Source organism: Kitasatospora sp. NEAU-69, from assembly GCF_057158765.1.
Genome location: NZ_JBWXUE010000010.1, coordinates 205679 through 223573, shown reverse-complemented (window position 1 = coordinate 223573; position 17895 = coordinate 205679). Strand labels below are relative to the sequence as shown.

Sequence of the window (17895 nt, the reverse complement as noted above, 5' to 3'; positions counted from 1 at the left end):
GTTGTTGTCACTACACATGTGCGGCTGATGCGCGTCCACGGCGGCTTTCCAGCTGTTCAGCCCGTCGTGCAGAAAGGACTCGGTGTCTGCGGTGTCATTCGTCTCGATCCTTTCAGTGGCCGGCGCTTTGGCCGCCGTCCACGTGCAGGATCTCGCCGGTGACGAAGGACGCCTGCTCGAGGTACACGATGGCCTGGACGACGTCGTCGACCTCTTCCATCCGCCCGAGTGGATGGCGAGCCGCGAGTTCGGGCGTCGTCTCCGGGTTCATCGGGGTACGGACGACGCCGAGCGAGACGGTGTTCACGCGGATGCCGTGCCCCGCGAATTCGATCGCCAACTCCTTGGTGACCGCGTTCAGCCCGCCCTTGGTCAGCGACGCGAGCGCGCAGGGCACCTGTGAATCCGGCTGGTCGACCAGGGAGGTGGAGATGTTCAGCAGGTGACCGCCGCCTTCACCGCGGGAGAGCATCGCACCGATGGCGCTGCGCGAGACGTTGAAGAATCCGCGCAGGTTCACGCCGACGATAAGGTCGAAGTCCTTGTCCGTGTACTCGGTGAACGGCTTGCCGATGTAGACGCCGGCGCTGTTGACCACGGTGTCGATCCGACCGAACCGATCCATCGCCGCCCCTACGATCCGCTCGCCCGCGCCGGGCTCAAGCAGATCGCCGCTGACGGCGAGCACCTGCGGGTCCCCGGATTCGGGCATCGAACGGCTGGTGGCCACGACCGCGTACCCGAGGCTGCGGTAGGCGGTGACGATGGCAGAACCGATGCCCCCATTGGCACCGGTGATGAGCGCGACCTTCTGGTCGATGTCCGCACCCGTGGCGTCGTTCATGCTGACCCCCTCACTTCCTTCGCCTCATGGGCATGGCTGCGGATTTGCACCTGGGCCCCGGCGGTGCGGGATCAGCCGATTCGAGATGAGCGCCGAGCCCACGGATGCGGCCTGCGCGCGCGGGCGGGCGCCTGGGCTGGATCGCTGCGGGACGGTGTCATTTGAGGATCTCCAGCATCCGGTCGCCCAGGACCGCAGCCGAGGCCGGGTTCTGCCCGGTGACGAGGTTGCGATCCTCGACCATGTACGGCTTCCAGATCGGGCCGCGGCTGAAGTTGACCCCGACCTTCTCCTTGACATCGGTCTCCAGCAGCCACGGCGCCCTGGAGGCCAGCCCGACGCCCTCCTCCTCCTCGTTGGTGAAGCAGGTGACGTTGAAGCCCTTGAACGGCGACTCACCGTGGATCCTGGTGGCCAGCATCGCGGCGGGGGCGTGACAGACGATGAACAGCGGGTTGCCCGAGGTCAGCTGCTGCGTCAGCAGCCGTCCGGCATCGGCGTCCCACGCCAGGTCGGACATCGGACCGTGACCGCCCGGCAGGTACACCGCGTCATAGTCCTCGAGGCGGACGTCCGACAGTTGCAGCGGCCGACGCATCACCTCCGCGGAACGGATGATGGCCTCCAACTCAAGGGCGGCGTCGTTTCCGCCGACCATCTCGGGGCGCAGGCTCATCATGTCGACATTCGGGGTCACCCCGTTCGGCGTCGCGACGACGACCTCGTGGCCGGCATCCGTCAAGATCTTGTACGGGTTCGCGAACTCCTCGGCCCAATAGCCGGTCGCGTACCTCGTGCCGTCCTTCAACACCCAGTAGGTGGCTCCGCTCACGATGAAAAGCACCTTGGCCATGGCAAAGATCTCCTCTCGGACGCGTACCTGGGGGGCGGCGGGGATGACCCATGAAACCGATTCGCCGCCGCCGAGTGCCCCCCTCTGGCCACCCTAGGCACCTCTGCGACCGCCCGCACCCGGATGCTCTCTCCACCGCGGCTGCCCACCGGGTGGGAAGCGTTCTTCCAGGCCCTGTGCAGTTGCAGGTGGATGTCGCGGCCGGCCGCAGTGGTTTGTCGTGGCGGGTTGGAGGTGATGCCTGATCGGGGATGGTGGCGGTTGGTGTGGCGTCATTCTGGTGCGGTTTTCGTGCGTCGGGTGCTGACGTTTCCACTGGTCGGTATGGTGCGGTTTCCTGAGCGCCGACGGGGGTTTCCACCTTGCACTGGAAGATCCGTTTGGCGTCAGCTGCCCGATCCGGCCCCTGATATACGAGACATGACCTGAACGTGCACTGGCGTACTCACACTGGAAAGGGGGCAGCGCAATTCACCCACCAGGACGGCGCACCGCGTGGACCGCCAGCGCGAGCATAACTGGGTGAGTGCAGGCACGAATTCCCAGCGATCTTTCGCAGACGACACGGTGACGAAAAACCCGTGAGAAACCGATCCAATGAGAACCTCCATCCACCCGACTGGCGAGCCCTCACCCAGCCACGCCCTCACATCTCCGTTCCAGCTTGAGCCCCAAAGGGCAGAGTGTCGTACGGTGATGGCGTGAATGCAGAGGGTAATATCCGTCTCAATCCCGGCCATAGCGGGATCACACAAGCCGGAGGTGTCAGATGGTCGAGCTCCCGCCGCCCCTCGAGGGGATTCTGCTGGGACACTTCATCGTCTCGGACGATGTCGAGCGCTCTCGGCGCTTCTACACCGAGGTGCTCGGCGGTACCACGATCTTCGATGGAGTGCCGACCGTCGTCGCCCTGTCCAACACCTGGATTGTCATCAACACCGGTGGCGGTCCGACCGATGACAAGCCGACGGTCACCCTGGAGACGCCGCGCGATCCCGACCGGGTCAACAGCTTCCTCAATTTCCGGGTCAAGGACATCGAGGCCGTATACGCCGAGTGGAGCGCCCGTGGTGCTCAGTTCCTGACGCCGCCGAAGCAGCACCCGTACGAGACCCGCTGCTACATCCGCGATCCCGACGGCCACCTGATCGAGGTGGGGCAGACCACCGACCCGAGCGGGGACTGGGCACCTGCTTTCCCCTCGCCGGCCTGACCAGCCGTTGCTCTATCGAGCTTGGTGATCGTGAGTTCGAGCCTGATGGTGGGCGAGCTCCTCGACGAGCCCGGCCGCGTGACCGGTGAGCCGGCGGTGCTCTCCGCGCGCGGAACCGGCCTGCCCGGCACCGAGGTTCCCGACGAGTGCATGGGCTTTCCGGCCGCCTTCCTGCAACTGGGCCGGCGCGGGGTGATCAGCTCGGCGTGGAGCGTCGACGAGACGGCCACCACGGAGTCGATGCGGGAGTTCCACCGCCACTGGAGCGGCACCGGACTGTCCCCCCGCCAGGCCGTGCCCGTCATCCCCGCTGCCGCGCCGCCCGCCCGTCGAGCACGCGCAGCGCCAGCTCGCCCCAGCGCACGTTCTCGCGCTCGAACTCCATGCCGCGCAGCAGAGTGAGGTAGGGCCCGACCCGCTCCGCATCGGCCAGGTACTGCTCCTCGGTGCGGCCGTCGAGCAGGCCGGTTCGGAGGCGCTCGTAACGGGCGAGCTTGGCACGGGCCCAGTCCATCCGCTCGGCGATCCCGGCGCGCACGACCGTGGCGTCACCGGCGTCGAGCGTCTGGACCTTGACCATGAGCTCGTCGCGGATGGCGCTGGGCTTGCCGGGAAGTTCGGTGGTGTAGGCGTGCACGGCGGCGCGGCCGGCCTCGGTGAGGGAGAACAACCGCTTGTTGGGGCGCCTGTCCTGCTGGACCACGCGGGCGGCGATCAGTCCCTCGGCCGCCATCCGCTCCAACTCGCGGTAGAGCTGCTGGGGGGTGGCCATCCAGAAGTTGGCCACCGAGGCGTCAAATGCCTTGGCCAGGTCGTATCCGGATGCCTCGCCCTCCAGCAGGGCCGCCATCACCGCGTTGCGCAGAGCCATGCGGCCAACGTAGCAGCCCTACTCAACAACGCGATTATTCGCAATTCGACCTGACGCTCCCTGGACAGTCGCCGCCGTCCGCCCCATACTCGCGGAAGTAGCTATTCAACTTGTTGAGTATCGGGAGCCTGCCATGCACCCCTTCCGCGAGGCCGTCGAGAACCGTGACGAGCAGGCCATCGCCGACCTGCTCGCCGAGAACGTCGTCTTCACCAGCCCCGTCGCCTTCAAGCCCTACCCGGGCAAGGCGATCACCGCGGCGATCCTGCGCGGCGTGATGCGGGTCTTCGAGGACTTCAGCTACGTGCGCGAGATCGCCGACCCCGACGGGCGCGACCACGCCCTCGTCTTCACCGCCACCGTTGCCGGCCGGCAGATCCACGGCTGCGACTTCCTGCACTTCGACGACGACGGGCTGATCGACGAGTTCACTGTGATGGTCCGCCCGCTGTCCGCCGCCCAGGCACTGGCCGAGGCCATGGGGGCCCAGTTCGACCGGATCGCGGCGGAGGCGGCAGCGGGATGAGCGGGGTGAGCGGGGTGAGCGGGGCGCCGTCGAAGGACGGCGCCCCGTCACATGCCGTGGTCCGTGCCGGTGCAGGCGTCGAGGTAGCGGGAGGCATCGAAGTGCTGCCCGTGGCCGGGGAAGTACCACTCGACCGCCCGGTACGCCGTCCGGCCGTTGCAGACCCCGAGGTCGAACGCGACGACCTCCGCCGTCTCCGGGGTCCCGGTCGCGACGCTCTGCCCGGGGCCGACGTATTCGGCCGTGCCGGTGCCGGTGGCCGACGAGCCACCCCAGGACGACCAGGTCAGGCGCTCCACGAGGCCCGTCGGGTCGCCACCGTTGAAGATCGTGGCGGGCCGCGCCTGGCCGTATCCCTGCTGGTGCGATGCCCATGAGGCACCGAGGACGGGCACCGTCGCCGCCCTGGTAGGCGTGGCGCCGGCGGTGGCCGACGCGACGGCGGTGGCGGTGTGCGTCGGCAGCGGCCGCGCAGGGCGCTCCGTGCGGGTCACGGTGGGGGCCGTGGTTCCCGCGGGCACGGCGCCGCCCGCTGTGACACCTCCCGCCGTGACGCCGGCCGACGACGTCCCGGGCCCGGCGGTCGGGGCCGCGGCGGTCGGGGCCGCGGCGGTCGGATCGCAGGCGACCGTTGCCGCCAGCAGCAGGCCGGCCGACAGCGCGATCGCCGCCGGTCTCGCCGTTCGGCGCACCGCTCTGTTCAGAATTCCCATGCGTGACCCCTCCTCGAACACCCGGGCCGCGCCCCACGACCGGCCCTGTCCCTTCAGAGGCGGGCACGGTGGCTCCCGGTTCCCAGCGTGGGGGGTGCGCGGAGGCGCAGGGTGGGCGCGCCGACGCATCATCACCACCCCGGCTCGCACCAAGAACCTGACGACCGGAATACCGGAGCGCGCGGGGCGCGGGTAGAGCGGGCTTCCCTCGTCGGCGGCGCGGGTAGTGCTCCTGGACGACGGAGCAGAGCATCAGGAGGACTCACATGTTCACCACCCGGCCGACTTTGCAGGGCACCTTCGGCATGGCGGCCTCGTCCCACTGGCTGGCCACCGCGGTGGCGATGGCGGTGCTGGAGGACGGCGGGAACGCCTTCGACGCCGCCGTGGCCGCCGGGTTCACGCTCCAGGTGGTCGAGCCGCACATGAACGGCCCGGCCGGCGAGGTGCCGATCATCCTCGCCCCGGCGGGGGGACGCCCACAGGTGCTCTGCGGCCAAGGCGGGGCTCCGGCCGCGGCCACCATCGGGCACTACACCTCGCTCGGTCTGGACGAGGTGCCGGGCACCGGGCCGTTGGCCGCCGCCGTCCCCGGCGCGTTCGACGCCTGGCTGCTGCTGCTCCGCGACCACGGCACCAAGCACCTGTCCGAGGTGCTGCGGTACGCCATCGGCTATGCGGCGCACGGGTATCCGGCGGTACCGGCCATCGGAGCGGCGGTCGAGGCGGTGCACATACAGTTCGAGCGACACTGGCCCAGCTCGGCCGCGCTCTACCTGCCGCACGGCCGCCCGCCCGCGCCGGGTGCCCTGCTGCGCAACCCCGAACTCGCCGCCACCTGGCAGCGGTTGCTGGCAGAGGCCGAGGCCGCCGGGGCGGGGCGCGAGCAGCAGATCGAGGCGGCGAGGCGGGTCTGGCGGGAGGGGTTCATCGCGGAGGCGCTGACCGAGTTCGCCGTACAGCCGGCGATGGACACCTCCGGCGTGCCGCACGCCGGGGTACTCGCCGGCGACGATCTCGCGGCCTTCGAGGCGACGTACGAGGAGCCGGTCAGCTACGAGTGGCGCGGCTGGACGGTCTGCAAACCGGGGCTGTGGAGTCAGGGTCCGGTCTTCCTCCAGCAACTCGCCCTGCTACCAGAGGGGTTCGGCCAGGACGGCCCGGCGTACGGCGGACCGGAGTACCTGCACGCACTGATCGAGGGCGGCAAGCTGGCGATGGCCGACCGGGAGGCCTGGTACGGGGACAACGCCGAGCACACCGGGTGCACGGTGGCCGACCTGCTCGACCCGGCCTACAGCCTCGAACGCCGCTCGCTGATCGGCGAGTTCGCCTCGGCCGAACTGCGCCCCGGCCGACCCGCCGGGCGGCTGCCACGGCTCGGCAGGCGCGCGGTCGACGCCCTGCGGACAGCCGAGTCGGCGGCGGCACTCGGCGCCGGCGAGCCGAGCGTCACGCTGCCGGGCGTCGCGCTGCCGAACCTCGCCGACCCGGACGACCCGGACGACCGGGAGGACCGGGACATCGCCGCCGACGGCAGCACCAAGGGCGACACCTGCCACCTGGACGTGGTCGACCGCTGGGGCAACATGGTCTCCGCCACGCCCAGCGGCGGCTGGCTGCAGTCCAGTCCCGTCGTCCCGGGGCTGGGCTTCCCGCTCGGCACCCGTCTCCAGATGGCCCAGCTCGAACCGGGACTGCCCAACTCCCTCTCCCCCGGCCGCCGACCGCGCACCACCCTGTCCCCCTCGCTGGCGCTGCGCGAAGGCACGCCGGTGCTGGCGTTCGGGACTCCCGGCGGCGACGCCCAGGACCAGTGGAGCCTGCACTTCTTCCTGGCCCTCGCCCTGCGCCCGGCCGTGCGCGGCGGCCTCGACCTGCAGGGCGCCATCGACGCTGCCAACTGGCACCAGGAGAGCTTCCCGTCCTCCTTCCACCCGCACGCCATGCACCCGGCCCAGGTCACCGTCGAGGCGCGGGTCGGCGAGGCGGTCATCGCCGAACTACGCCGCCGCCGGCACCGGGTGCGGGTCGCTGGAGGGTGGAGCGAGGGCCGCGTCTGCGCGGTGGCCCGCGATCCACGCACCGGTATTCTGTCCGCCGCCGCGGACCCACGCAGCGGCCAGGCCTACGCGGCCGGACGTTGAACCGCAGGCCTTGAACATGTTCGGCGTCGTCCGCGAACCGGAGCAGCACCGCTCCACGCCACGGCGACCGGTCGCTCGCACTGCTCGAAGTGTGCCTTCCCGCATCCGGCGCGCTCCCCGTTCCGGGGGAGCTCCCAGTGGGTGCTCAGCGTCAGCGCGGGCGCCGGGCGGGAGACCGCCGACGCAGCGACCTCCCCGAGCTTTACGTCGAGGGCGGCCAGGTGGGGTCGACCACCCGCTTGCCGGGGGCTCAGCGCCGGGGCCCGTCGTCGCCCGTCGGGTCGTCAGGCTCCTGCTCGTGCTCGCCGGTCAAGGTAGCGACGGCCCGGGAAGGCTCCGCGTCTTCGATGCCGAGTTGGAGCACGGACGAAACCGGGACAAGTGGTAGGAATCTGCCATGAACAATTCCAAGGTATTCCTTGAGGGCGGGCCGGACGAGCTGCCTGAGCGGATCGTTCCCGTCAGTGAGCCCGCAGGCGAGGTGAAGACTCCGTTCCGTGGCGGGTATGAGCACTTCAAGGTCACATCCCGTCACGCGGACACCGAGGAAGGCGTACTGCCGGTCTACGAGTGGTGGGAGAGGACAGAGATGGCTGACTAGCTCGACCCCGCCGGCCCGCCTCATGTGGTCACTTCCGGTGGCCGGCGCTGTGATCCAAGGGTGCGCCCGCCCGGGCGAGCCAGGCGGGCGCACCCTCGCGCTTCGTGCCGCACCCGGCCGGCGGGCGGTAATTCGGATCAAGGAACACGGTTCCGGGTGCTCACGGGAGGAACGTCACCGCCGGGAAGGCCGGGGACGGCCCGTCGAGCAGGTGCTCCTGGCGGTGGCGCAGGTGCTCGTCGAAGAACGCGAGTGGGTACGCCTGCTGGATCTTCACCCCCTGGCCGGGATCGAGGGTGCCGATCGCGTCCTGGAGCTGCTGCTGGCTCCATCCGTACGCCTTGGCCACCTGGGGGAACAGCGCCTCGTTGTCGCCGTACGACACGTGGACGGCGCCCTGGGCCTGGATGTTGAGGCGCCGGCCGCGCAGCTGTGACCAGAACGCGGCAGCCTGGGGGTCGGTGGCCCGGGTGAACACGGCGGTCATCATCATGAACGGCCGGTCCAGGTCGCCGGTCAGCGGCGGGTTCATCTCCATCGGGCCGTCGAGGCTCAGCCCGGCGCGGATGCGCTTGTCCGCGAGCGTGGCGCAGGCGGTGGCCGTCCCGCCCTTCGACCAGCCGAACGCGCCCATGCGTTGGGGGTCGAGGGAGCCGAGCAGCCCGGCCGGCAGCTCCCGTCGGTCGGCGTCCGGGTTGGACCCGGCGGCCAGCTGTTCGACGCAGTCGAGGACGAAGCGGAGGTCCGCGGCGAAGTCCCCCGGGTACGTGGGGGCCTTCGGGTCGCGGCTCGGGACGGCGATCCGGCCGTCGGGGAAGTCGGTGTAGGTGTCGTACTGGTGGGCGATCGTCACGACCGCGTACCCGTGGCTGGCGAGCTCCTGAACCATGATCGTGTGGTCGCCCTGGTGACTGTGCGCGCCGTGCGAGTACACGAGGACGGGCAGCCGCCGGCCCGACCGGTGCACCGGAGCGCCCACGTGGCCGGCGGTGAGCGGCGCCAGGGGGGCCAAGGCCCCGAACCCCACGTCGGCGAGGAAGGCCTGAAGGGCGCCATCCGGCATCCAGGGCGCCACCGGGTAGCGCTCGACGTCCCGGGCGGGGTACCAGACGGTGGCCATCAGCTCGCGGAAGTGCCCGGGGCCGGCGATGTCGTCCGGACGCGACCGGTCGATGAGGTGCAGTTGAACCGTGCCCACCGGGTGCGGCCCGGTGGGCACAGGCAACGTGAACCGGCCGGGGGCGGGCGCACCCGGAGCGGCCGGGGCTCCGGCATCCGCCCACGCGGGGCCGGCGGCGACGGCGGCAAGCGGCACGGCGGCCCCGACCGCGAGTGCGGATCCCAGCATGCGGCGGCGCGTCATGCCCTTGCCCTCTTGACCGGTGAACGGCGTGCTGCTCATGGTTCTCATCCCCTGGTGACGAATCGTCAATCATGCCGCTACGGCCACTCCGTGGGCACAGGGGAACGTTGTCACGCGCCCTTCCCGCGCGGCATCAGCCCACCGATTGATCACTCGCGCGGGCATCGGCCCACGGATTACATCCTGGGGTTGATGCGGTCGGCGGCGTCGTCCTCCCCGTGGTGTTCGTGGGCGACAGCTGGGTGTGCAGGAACGCCAGTGCGCCTGCGTCGTCGTCGGGGCCGCCCGCCTCGTGACCGTTGTAGCGCCAGACGTCGAGGGACTTACGGCCCGCGTAGGCGTGGTAGGCCGCGTAGACGGTGGAGGGCGGGGTGATCGCGTCCATCAGCGCGACGGAGAAGCGAGCGGGGACGCGCGCGCGGGCGGCGAAGTTGACGCCGTCGACGTAGGAGAGGGTGCGCAGGACGGTCGCCTCCTGGTCGCGGTGCGTGGCCAGGTAGTCGACGACCTCGCGGTAGGGGTGGGCGTCGGTGATCGTCAGCGCACGCGGAATGTCACACAGGAAGGGCACATGGGCGACCAGCGCCGCGAGGTCGGGGACGAGCGCGGCGACCGCGAGGGCCGTCGCCGCGCCCTGGCTCCCGCCGATCACGGCGACGCGCGCGGGGTCGACGGTGTCGAGGGTGCGGACGGCGTCGACGGCGCGGACCGCGTCGGTGAACAGGCGCCGGTAGTAGTAGGTCCGGGGATCGTCGATGCCGCGGGTCATGACGCCGGGGACCTGGGGGCCGGCCGGCGCCGGGTCCGGGGTGTGGCCGCGGCTCCAGCCGGAGCCCTGGCCGCGCGTGTCCATGATCAGGTGTGCGTATCCGGCGGCGGCCCAGTGCAGGTTCTCCAGCACGTGGCCACGGCCGCCACCGTAGCCGACGTACTGCACGACGGCGGGCAGCGCGGTGCGCCCTCCGCGTGGGAGCCGGAACCAGCCGCGGATGGGATCGCCGCCGAAGCCGGGGAAGGTGACGTCGTAACAATCCAGCGCGGACAGGCCGGTGTCCACCCGGGTGAGCCCCACCTTCCCGTCCTCGGCGCGTGCCTGGCCCAGGGTCTGTGCCCAGAAGGCGTCGAAGTCGGACGGGGCCTGCTGTGTGCTGCGATATTCGACGAGTTCGACGTCCGGCAGGTCGGTGAACATGGCGCTCCTGAGGTCGTGGCACTTAGTCGAGGGTGAACTCGGCGTGCAGGCGCCTGGTGTGGTCGAGGGTGCGGATCGGACCGTTCAGCCGGACGGCGGCGGTGAGCCGGCAGTCGGTGCTGGAGGCCGCCAGGCGCAGCTCCAACTCGCCTGGCTCCACGATGCGTTCACCGTCCCGCCCGGTGAATGAGGCCAGGTCTGCCGGAACGCCGACCCGCACCCGGGCCTCCTCCCCCGGCCCCAGGGTGACCCGCCGGTAGCCGATCAGCCGCTGGACCGGCTGCACCACCGAGGCGACCGGGTCGTGCAGGTAGAGCTGCACCGTCTCGGTCCCCTCGCGTTGCCCGGTGTTGCGCAGGGTGAAGGCGAGTCGGAACTCCCCGTCCGTGGCGGTCGCGTGCTGCTCCGCCTGGAGCCCGGACCAGGAGAACTCCGTATAGCCGAGCCCGTGGCCGAAACCGAAGGCCGGGGTGGGGTCGGTGCTGGAGACCTCGCTGGGTCCGGCCAGCCGGGCGGCGAGATAGGTGGCGGGCTGGACCGCGGGGCGGTTCGGGATGCTGACGGGCAGTCGCCCCGAGGGGTTGGTCCGGCCGCTCAGCACCGACGCGATCGCCCGGGTCCCCGCCTCGCCGGGGAAGAAGGTCTGGACGACGGCGGCCGCCTCGGTTCCGGCGCGACCCAGGGCGTAGGGACGGCCTGCCAGCAGCACCACCACGACGGGCTTGCCCACGTCCAGCAAGGTGTCCAGCAACTGCTGCTGCACGCCAGGGAGTTCCAGCGACTCCACGTCGCATCCCTCGCCGCTGGTGCCGCGACCGAACAGGCCCGCCCGGTCTCCGAGGGCGAGGACGACGAGGTCGCAGGCCTGCGCGGCGGCCACGGCCTCGGCGAAGCCGTCGGTGCCGGTCCCGTCCACGGTGGCGCCCTGGACGGTCCGGATCCGGCTCTGCGGGAACTCCCGGGCCAACTCCTGCTTCAGCGTCGGTAGTTCGATGCCGAGCGGGATCTCCGGGCGCCGGCTGCCGACATGGACGGGGAAGGCGTAGCAGCCGAGCACCGAGGTCGGGGTGTCGGCGTTCGGCCCGATCAGGGCGATGCGGCCCGGCCGACCCAGCGGCAGCGTGCCGTCGTTGCGCACCAGCACCACTGCCTGTTCGGCGATCCGCTGGGCGAGCCGACGGCTCTCCTCCCGGTCCAGGTCGACGCTGCCGCGCAGCGCGGCGGGGTCGTCCAGCCGGCGCCCGGCGAGGGCGGGCGGAACCGGGTTCCAGTCCGGATCGAGCAGGCCGAGTTGCGCCTTCTGCACCAGGACCCGGCGCAGCGCCCGGTCGACGATCGCCTCGGGCACGGCCCCGGCCTCGAGCGCGCGCAGCAGCGGCTCGCCGAAGGTCTTGACGGTGGGCAGTTCCACGTCGACCCCGCTGGCCAGGGCGAGGCCTGCGGCCTGGGCCCAGTCACCGGCGACGCCGTGCAGCGACTTGAGGAAGGCGATGCCGAAGTAGTCGGCCACGACGGTGCCTTCGAAACCCCAGGTGTCCCGGAGCAGGCCGGTCAGCAGGGCCTCGTCGGCGGCGGAGGGGATGCCGTCGGTGTCGGTGTAGGCGTGCATGACCGAGCGCGGTCGGCCCTCGCGGACCGCCATCTCGAAGGGCGGCAGGATGACGTCGGCGCGCTCGCGCGGGCCCATGCCGACGGGGGCGAGGTTGCGTCCGGCGCGGGAGGCGGAGTAGCCGGCGAAGTGCTTGAGGGTGGCGACGATGCCGGTGGACTCCAGCCCCTGCACGTAGGCGGTGGCCACGGTGCCGACAAGGTAGGGGTCTTCACCGATGGTCTCCTCGACCCGGCCCCAGCGGCCGTCGCGGACCACGTCGAGGACCGGGGCGAGTCCCTGGTGGACGCCGACGGAGCGCATGTCGCGGCCGATCGCCTCGGCCATCCGCCGGATCAGGTCGGGGTCGAAGGTCGCCCCCCAGGAGAGCGGAACCGGGTAGGCAGTGGCGCCCCAGGCGGCGAAACCCGCCAGGCACTCCTCGTGGGCGAGCGCGGGGATGCCGAAGCGGTTCCCGGCGGCGATCCGCCGCTGGGTACGGGCGAGCGACAGGGCGCCGAGGGCGGGGTCGACGGGGGCGGTGCCGAAGGGGCGGGTCAACTGGCCCAGCCCGTTGGGCAGCAGCGTGTCGAGGTCCGGCGGCTCCTCCATGTCGTGCTGGTGCGGGGCGACATCGCCCCCCTCGTCGGAGGCGCCCACCCAGACGCCGACCAGCTGGGCCAGCTTCTCGGGCAGGGTCATCGCGCCGATCAGGGCGTCCGCACGCTCCTCGGGGGAGAGCGAGGGGTCGCGCCAGGGGGCGGTGGGGTCAGGTGACGGCACGGCCAGGTTCATGTGGTGGATCACTTTCCTCCGACGCCGTACGTACGGCGTCAAGCCGACGAGGCAGAGCCACACCAGGGAGCGCGAGAGCCAGTGCTCGGCTCTGCGTCACGGTTCTCCGAAATATTTCGCTTTCACTGCCGAAAGCGTCGCCTCTGCGGGGAGGTTAGGTCCGGGTTCTCGCATGGTCAACCCCCTGGATCCACGGGGTGACCGAAGCGTGATGTCAGTGAACCCTTTCTCACCGACCTATTGACGCGCCGGATCGGCGGGCCATACGGTCCCCACCATTCGCTGAATGTCGGCATCCGTTTCGAAAGTTTCGAAGCGAACGCATTTCGATTCGAATTGTCGAGAAAATGATCATCGACCAGGGACTCTCCATGATGACGAGGAACACACGCAGCGCGGCGGTCGTCGCCCTCGGCTTGGCCACCGCTCTGGCCGTCAGCGGCTGTGCCGGCGGCGGCAGTTCAGGCGGCAGCGGCTCTTCCGACGGCCAGGCCACGATCACCGTGTGGGAGAACTCGACGACCGGGCCCGGCGTCCAGTACTTCCAGGACGCCGCGAAGGCCTACCAGGCGCTCCACCCGAACGTCACCGTCAAGGTCCAGACGGTCCAGAACGAGGACCTCGACGGCAAGTTGCAGACCGCCCTCAACTCGGGCTCCGCACCCGACATCTTCCTGCAGCGCGGTGGCGGCAAGATGCGGGCCATGGTCGACGCCGGCCAGATCCAGGCGCTGGACCTCACGGACACCGACAAGGCGAACGCGGGCGCGGCGGCCCTCGCGGCCTCCTCGATCGACGGCAAGGTCTACGAGATGCCGATCGACACGCAGCCCGAAGGCGTCTACTACAGCAAGGACCTCTTCCAGCAGGCCGGCATCGCCTCGCCGCCGACGACCATGGACGAACTCCAGGCCGACATCGCCAAGCTCAAGGCCGTCAACGTGGCGCCCATCGCGGTCGGGGCGAAGGACGCCTGGCCGGCCGCGCACTGGTACTACAACTTCGCGCTGCGCGAGTGCAGCCGGGACGCCATGACGACGGCCGCCAAGTCCCTCAAGTTCACCGACCCGTGCTGGACCAAAGCCGGTGACGACCTCGCCTCCTTCCTCAAGGTCTCCCCCTTCCAGCAGGGCTTCCTGACGGCTTCCTCCCAGCAGGGCGCCGGATCCTCGGCGGGCCTGCTGGCGAACCACAAGGCGGCGATGGAGCTCATGGGCAACTGGGACCCCGGGGTGATCGCCAGCCTGACGCCGGACCAGAAGCCGCTCCCGGACCTCGGCTGGTTCCCCTTCCCGTCCGTGGCGGGCGGCCAGGGCGACCCCTCCGCCATCATGGGCGGCACCGACGGCTACTCGCTCTCCAAGAACGCTCCCGCGGCGGCCCTCGGCTTCCTCCAGTTCCTGGTGACCAAGGACCAGCAGCAGGCCTACACCAAGGCCTTCGTCACCATCCCGGTGAACAAGGACGCCCAGGCGGTCGTCACCGAGCCGTACAACATCTCGGCGCTGCAGGCCTTCAACAAGGCCGCCTACTCGATGCAGTTCCTCGACACCGAGTACGGCCAGAACGTCGGCAACGCGATGAACACCGCCGTCGTCAACCTGCTGGCCGGCCAGGGCAGCGCCGCCGGCATCGTCAAGGCCACCAACGCCGCCGCCGCGAAGGGCTGAGTGCGCACACCATGAGCGACACCATGGGCGCCGACCCGGCCGTCGGCCACCGGCCGCAGGACACGCTCGGAGTCGGGGGCGCGGCCGAGTCCGCGTCCCCAATCCCGCGGCGGACGGCCCCGGGCCGGCGCGGCCGGGCCAGGAAGCGAGTCGAGATCGCGGTCCTGTCCGGACCCGCGATCCTGGTGTTCGTGGCGTTCGTGATCTTTCCGGTCGCACTCGCCGCCTACTACGGCTTCTACCGCTGGCACGGCTACGGACCGCCCACCGACTGGGTCGGCCTGAACAACTACAAGCTCATCTTCACCGACCCCGCGTTCCAGCAGGTCCTGTGGCACAACGGCCTGATCCTCGTGCTCTCCCTGGTGATCCAGGGCCCGGTGGCGATCGCCCTCGCGCTCCTGCTCAACCAGAGGATCCGCGGCCGCTCGGTCATCCGCATGCTGATCTTCGTGCCCTACATCGTCTCCGAGGTCATCGTCGGCACCGGCTGGAACCTGCTGCTGCAGAGCAACGGCGCCGTCAACGACCTGCTGCGCGGCATCGGCCTGGGCTCCCTGCAGGCCAACTGGCTCTCGGACCCCAAGCTCGCCGTCTGGACGCTGATGGCGATCATCTCCTGGAAGTACATCGGCTTCGCGGTGCTGCTGATGCTCGCCGGCCTCCAGTCGATTCCCGACGAGCTGCTCGAGGCCGCCGCGATCGACGGTGCCTCGTACTGGCAGATCCAGCGCTTCGTCACCCTGCCGCTGCTGGGACCGACCATCCGCATCTGGGGGTTCCTCTCGATCATCGGCTCCCTCCAGCTCTTCGACCTCGTCTACATCATCTGGGGCCAGTACGTCTCGGGCACCGCGGGCACCTCGACCATGGCGATCTACATGGTCGGGCAGGGCCGCAACGCGGGCAACTACGGCTACGGCAGCTCCGTGGCGGTGGTGATGTTCCTGATCTCGCTCGTCGTCGCACTGCTCTACCAGCGCTTCGTCCTGCGCCGCGACCTCCAGGGCGCCATCACCGAGGGAGCCGCCCGATGAGCGCGACCGCCGGCAACCGCGGCAGCGAGCAGCCGCAGAAGTGGGGAAGCCCGTTCACCTACTTCGTCGCCCTGCTGTTCATCGGCGCCTGCCTCGCACCGGTGCTCTACATCGTGCTCGGCGGGTTCCGCACCAACTCGCAGATCACCACGAGCCCGGCCGCCCTGCCCAGCCCCTGGGTCTTCGGCAACTACACCGACGTCCTCGCCTCGACGACGTTCTGGGGAGAGTTCGCGAACTCCGTCATCGTCGGCCTGGCGAGCACCGTGGGGATCGTCGTCCTCGGACTGATGGTCAGCTTCGTGCTCGCCCGCTACGACTTCCGGCTCAAGGGCGCGATGTACTCGCTGTTCGCTGCGGGCCTGATGTTCCCGATGGTCATCGCGATCACCCCGCTGTACATCGTCATCAAGGACCTCGGCCTCGTCGACAACCTGCTCGGCGTGATCGTCCCGCAGATCGCCTTCGGCCTTCCGACGACCGTGATCATCCTGGTGCCGTTCCTGCGGGCCATCCCCGACGAGATCGAGGAAGCCGCCTCGATCGACGGTACGAGCCGGCTCGGGTTCTTCTTCCGCATGGTGGTCCCGCTGTCGATGCCCGGCGTGGTGACGGTCGGCATCCTCGCGTTCATCAGCAGCTGGAACAACTACATCCTGCCGCTGTACATCCTCAACTCGCAGGCGCACTTCACCTTGCCGCTCGGCGTCCAGGCGTTCTCCTCGCAGTACTCCTCCGACACCGCCAAGGTGCTCGCCTTCACCTCGCTCGCCATGCTGCCCGCGCTCGTCTTCTTCTCGCTCTTCCAGAAGCGGATCGTCGGCGGCCTCACCGGCGCCGTCAAGGGCTGAGCGACGAAGGCTGAGCGACGAAGCAGGCCGCCGAGCGACGCTGACGCACCAAGCGCTGACGCACCAAGCACAGACCAAGGAGCACCGCATTGCCCCACGCCCACGTCGCACTCGACCGTCAGGCCGTCGTCGCCCCCGTCCGGCGCCGGACCTTCGGATCGTTCGTCGAACACCTCGGCCGCTGCGTGTACACCGGGATCTACGAGCCCGGACACCCGACCGCGAACGAGGACGGGTTCCGCATGGACGTCGTGGACCTCGTCAGGGAGCTCGGCAGCACGACCATCCGCTACCCGGGCGGCAACTTCGTCTCGAGCTTCCGCTGGGAGGACTCCGTCGGCCCGCGCGAGCAGCGCCCGGTGAGGCGCGACCTCGCCTGGCACTCCCTCGAGTCGAACCAGGTCGGCCTCGACGAGTTCGCCCGGTGGCTCAAGCTCACCGGCTCCGAGCTGATGCTGGCCGTCAACCTCGCCACCCGGGGCATCCTGCCCGCCCTCGATCTGCTCGAGTACGCCAACCATCCCTCCGGCACAGCGCTTTCGGACCTGCGGATCGCCAACGGCTCCCCGGAGCCGCACAACGTGCGCATGTGGTGCCTCGGCAACGAGATGGACGGGCCCTGGCAGACGGGCTTCATGACCGCCGAGGACTACGGCAAGACCGCGGCCCGCACCGCCGCTGCCATGAAGGCGGCCGACAAGCACCTCGAACTCGTCGTCTGTGGCTCCTCGGGGTCCGCCATGCCGACGTTCGGCGACTGGGAGCGCACGGTTCTCGAACACAGCTACGAGTACGTCGACCACATCTCCTGCCACGCCTACTACCAGGAGCACGACGGCGACCTCGGCTCCTTCCTCGCCTCCGCGGTCGACATGGACTACTTCATCGACACCGTCGTCGCGACCGCCGACCACGTGGGGTACAAGAAGCGCTCGAAGAAGAAGATCGACATCTCCTTCGACGAATGGAACGTCTGGTACCTCACGCAGCACCAGGAGTCCGACGAGGTCAACGAGGAGTGGCGGCACGCCCCTCGCCAGTTGGAGGACACGTACACCGTCGCGGACGCCGTCGTGGTCGGCAACCTGTTGATGACCCTTCTCAAGCGCAGCGACCGGGTCGCCTCGGCCTCGCTCGCCCAGCTCGTCAACGTGATCGCACCGATCATGACCGAGCCCGGCGGGCCGGCGTGGCGGCAGACGACCTTCCACCCCTTCTCGATCACGAGCCGCCTCGCCTCCGGCCAGGTGATCCGGCCCGTGATCGACGCACCGACCTACCACACGGCGCGCCACGGCGAAGCGTCCGTCATCGACGCCGTGGCAACCGTCGACGAGGGCCGGGCCGCGGTCTTCCTCGTCAACCGCGACCAGGCCGAAGCAGCGCAGGTCACGGTCGACATGCGAAGCCTTGGGCTCGCCGGCATCGCCGAGGCGGTCACCCTCGCCGACCCCGACGTCTACGCAAAGAACACGTTCGCCGAACAGCACCGGGTCACCCCGTCCGCGAACCGCAGCGCGACACTCGCCGACGGCGTTCTCACCATCGAGCTGCCGCCGGTGTCGTGGACGGCGATCGCGCTCCGGTGAGCGCTGGGTGAGCGCTGGGTGGGCGTCGGGCATCTCGGAGTT

The 17895-nt window shown here is 70.1% G+C and carries 16 protein-coding genes; 9 read left to right on the top strand and 7 right to left on the bottom strand.

Translation table 11 applies throughout. The features are described 5' to 3' along the window. Positions 1-112: 112 nt before the first annotated feature. Positions 113-844: an SDR family NAD(P)-dependent oxidoreductase gene (locus AC060L_RS14515; protein WP_483799122.1), complete on the bottom strand. Its 732-nt coding sequence runs from the start codon at positions 842-844 to the stop codon at positions 113-115. A gap of 157 nt (positions 845-1001) precedes the next feature. Further along, a complete protein-coding gene (locus AC060L_RS14510; protein ID WP_042424746.1) occupies positions 1002-1697 on the bottom strand; it encodes a type 1 glutamine amidotransferase domain-containing protein in 696 nt (231 codons plus the stop codon). Between the two features lie 769 nt (positions 1698-2466). On the opposite strand from AC060L_RS14510, the gene AC060L_RS14505 reads away from it, so the two are divergent. Both AC060L_RS14505 and AC060L_RS14500 read left to right on the top strand, forming a co-directional pair. Then, on the top strand, positions 2467-2910 hold the full coding sequence (locus tag AC060L_RS14505) for a VOC family protein (protein ID WP_483799121.1): 444 nt from the start codon (positions 2467-2469) through the stop codon (positions 2908-2910). 45 nt (positions 2911-2955) lie between these two features. Continuing rightward, the gene (locus AC060L_RS14500) at positions 2956-3312 is read left to right on the top strand and encodes a CHAT domain-containing protein (RefSeq protein WP_483799156.1); all 357 of its coding nucleotides are present in this window, start codon (positions 2956-2958) and stop codon (positions 3310-3312) included. Here AC060L_RS14500 and AC060L_RS14495 read toward each other — a convergent pair. Further along, a complete protein-coding gene (locus AC060L_RS14495; protein WP_483799120.1) occupies positions 3212-3781 on the bottom strand; it encodes a PadR family transcriptional regulator in 570 nt (189 codons plus the stop codon). The two genes, AC060L_RS14500 and AC060L_RS14495, sit on opposite strands and share 101 nt — an antisense overlap. A 133-nt stretch (positions 3782-3914) precedes the next feature. Here AC060L_RS14495 and AC060L_RS14490 point away from each other — a divergent pair, with 133 nt between their 5' ends. After that, positions 3915-4307, top strand: a complete 393-nt coding sequence (locus AC060L_RS14490; protein WP_483799119.1) for a nuclear transport factor 2 family protein — start codon at positions 3915-3917, stop codon at positions 4305-4307. Positions 4308-4354: 47 nt separating this feature from the next. Here the strand turns inward: AC060L_RS14490 and AC060L_RS14485 are convergent, their stop codons facing one another. Continuing rightward, a complete protein-coding gene (locus AC060L_RS14485; RefSeq protein WP_483799118.1) occupies positions 4355-5020 on the bottom strand; it encodes a hypothetical protein in 666 nt (221 codons plus the stop codon). A gap of 266 nt (positions 5021-5286) precedes the next feature. Here AC060L_RS14485 and AC060L_RS14480 point away from each other — a divergent pair, with 266 nt between their 5' ends. Beyond that, the gene (locus AC060L_RS14480; RefSeq protein WP_483799117.1) at positions 5287-7167 is read left to right on the top strand and encodes a gamma-glutamyltransferase family protein; all 1881 of its coding nucleotides are present in this window, start codon (positions 5287-5289) and stop codon (positions 7165-7167) included. A 397-nt stretch (positions 7168-7564) separates the two neighbouring features. After that, positions 7565-7768: a DUF5988 family protein gene (locus tag AC060L_RS14475; protein ID WP_483799116.1), complete on the top strand. Its 204-nt coding sequence runs from the start codon at positions 7565-7567 to the stop codon at positions 7766-7768. 160 nt (positions 7769-7928) lie between these two features. Here the strand turns inward: AC060L_RS14475 and AC060L_RS14470 are convergent, their stop codons facing one another. The 3 genes from AC060L_RS14470 to AC060L_RS14460 all read right to left on the bottom strand — a co-directional run bounded on the left by AC060L_RS14470 (position 7929) and on the right by AC060L_RS14460 (position 12706). After that, the gene (locus tag AC060L_RS14470) at positions 7929-9170 is read right to left on the bottom strand and encodes an alpha/beta hydrolase family protein (RefSeq protein WP_483799115.1); all 1242 of its coding nucleotides are present in this window, start codon (positions 9168-9170) and stop codon (positions 7929-7931) included. 94 nt (positions 9171-9264) lie between these two features. Further along, entirely contained in the window at positions 9265-10323 is a 1059-nt protein-coding gene (locus tag AC060L_RS14465) for an acetylxylan esterase (RefSeq protein ID WP_483799114.1), read from the bottom strand. Positions 10324-10345: 22 nt separating this feature from the next. Beyond that, positions 10346-12706, bottom strand: coding sequence for a beta-xylosidase/alpha-l-arabinosidase (locus AC060L_RS14460; protein WP_483799113.1), 2361 nt, complete (start codon positions 12704-12706; stop codon positions 10346-10348). 347 nt (positions 12707-13053) lie between these two features. Here AC060L_RS14460 and AC060L_RS14455 point away from each other — a divergent pair, with 347 nt between their 5' ends. The 4 genes from AC060L_RS14455 to arfA all read left to right on the top strand — a co-directional run bounded on the left by AC060L_RS14455 (position 13054) and on the right by arfA (position 17853). Next, positions 13054-14376 (top strand): extracellular solute-binding protein, encoded by a 1323-nt coding sequence (locus AC060L_RS14455; protein ID WP_483799112.1) that lies wholly within the window; start codon positions 13054-13056, stop codon positions 14374-14376. Between the two features lie 11 nt (positions 14377-14387). Next, complete coding sequence (locus tag AC060L_RS14450; RefSeq protein ID WP_483799111.1) at positions 14388-15413, top strand: carbohydrate ABC transporter permease; 1026 nt, start codon at positions 14388-14390, stop codon at positions 15411-15413. Then, positions 15410-16264, top strand: coding sequence for a carbohydrate ABC transporter permease (locus AC060L_RS14445; protein WP_483799110.1), 855 nt, complete (start codon positions 15410-15412; stop codon positions 16262-16264). The genes AC060L_RS14450 and AC060L_RS14445 overlap by 4 nt, the downstream gene beginning before the upstream one ends. A gap of 89 nt (positions 16265-16353) precedes the next feature. Beyond that, the gene (gene arfA / locus AC060L_RS14440) at positions 16354-17853 is read left to right on the top strand and encodes an arabinosylfuranosidase ArfA (protein WP_483799109.1); all 1500 of its coding nucleotides are present in this window, start codon (positions 16354-16356) and stop codon (positions 17851-17853) included. The last annotated feature ends 42 nt before the right edge of the window (positions 17854-17895 follow it).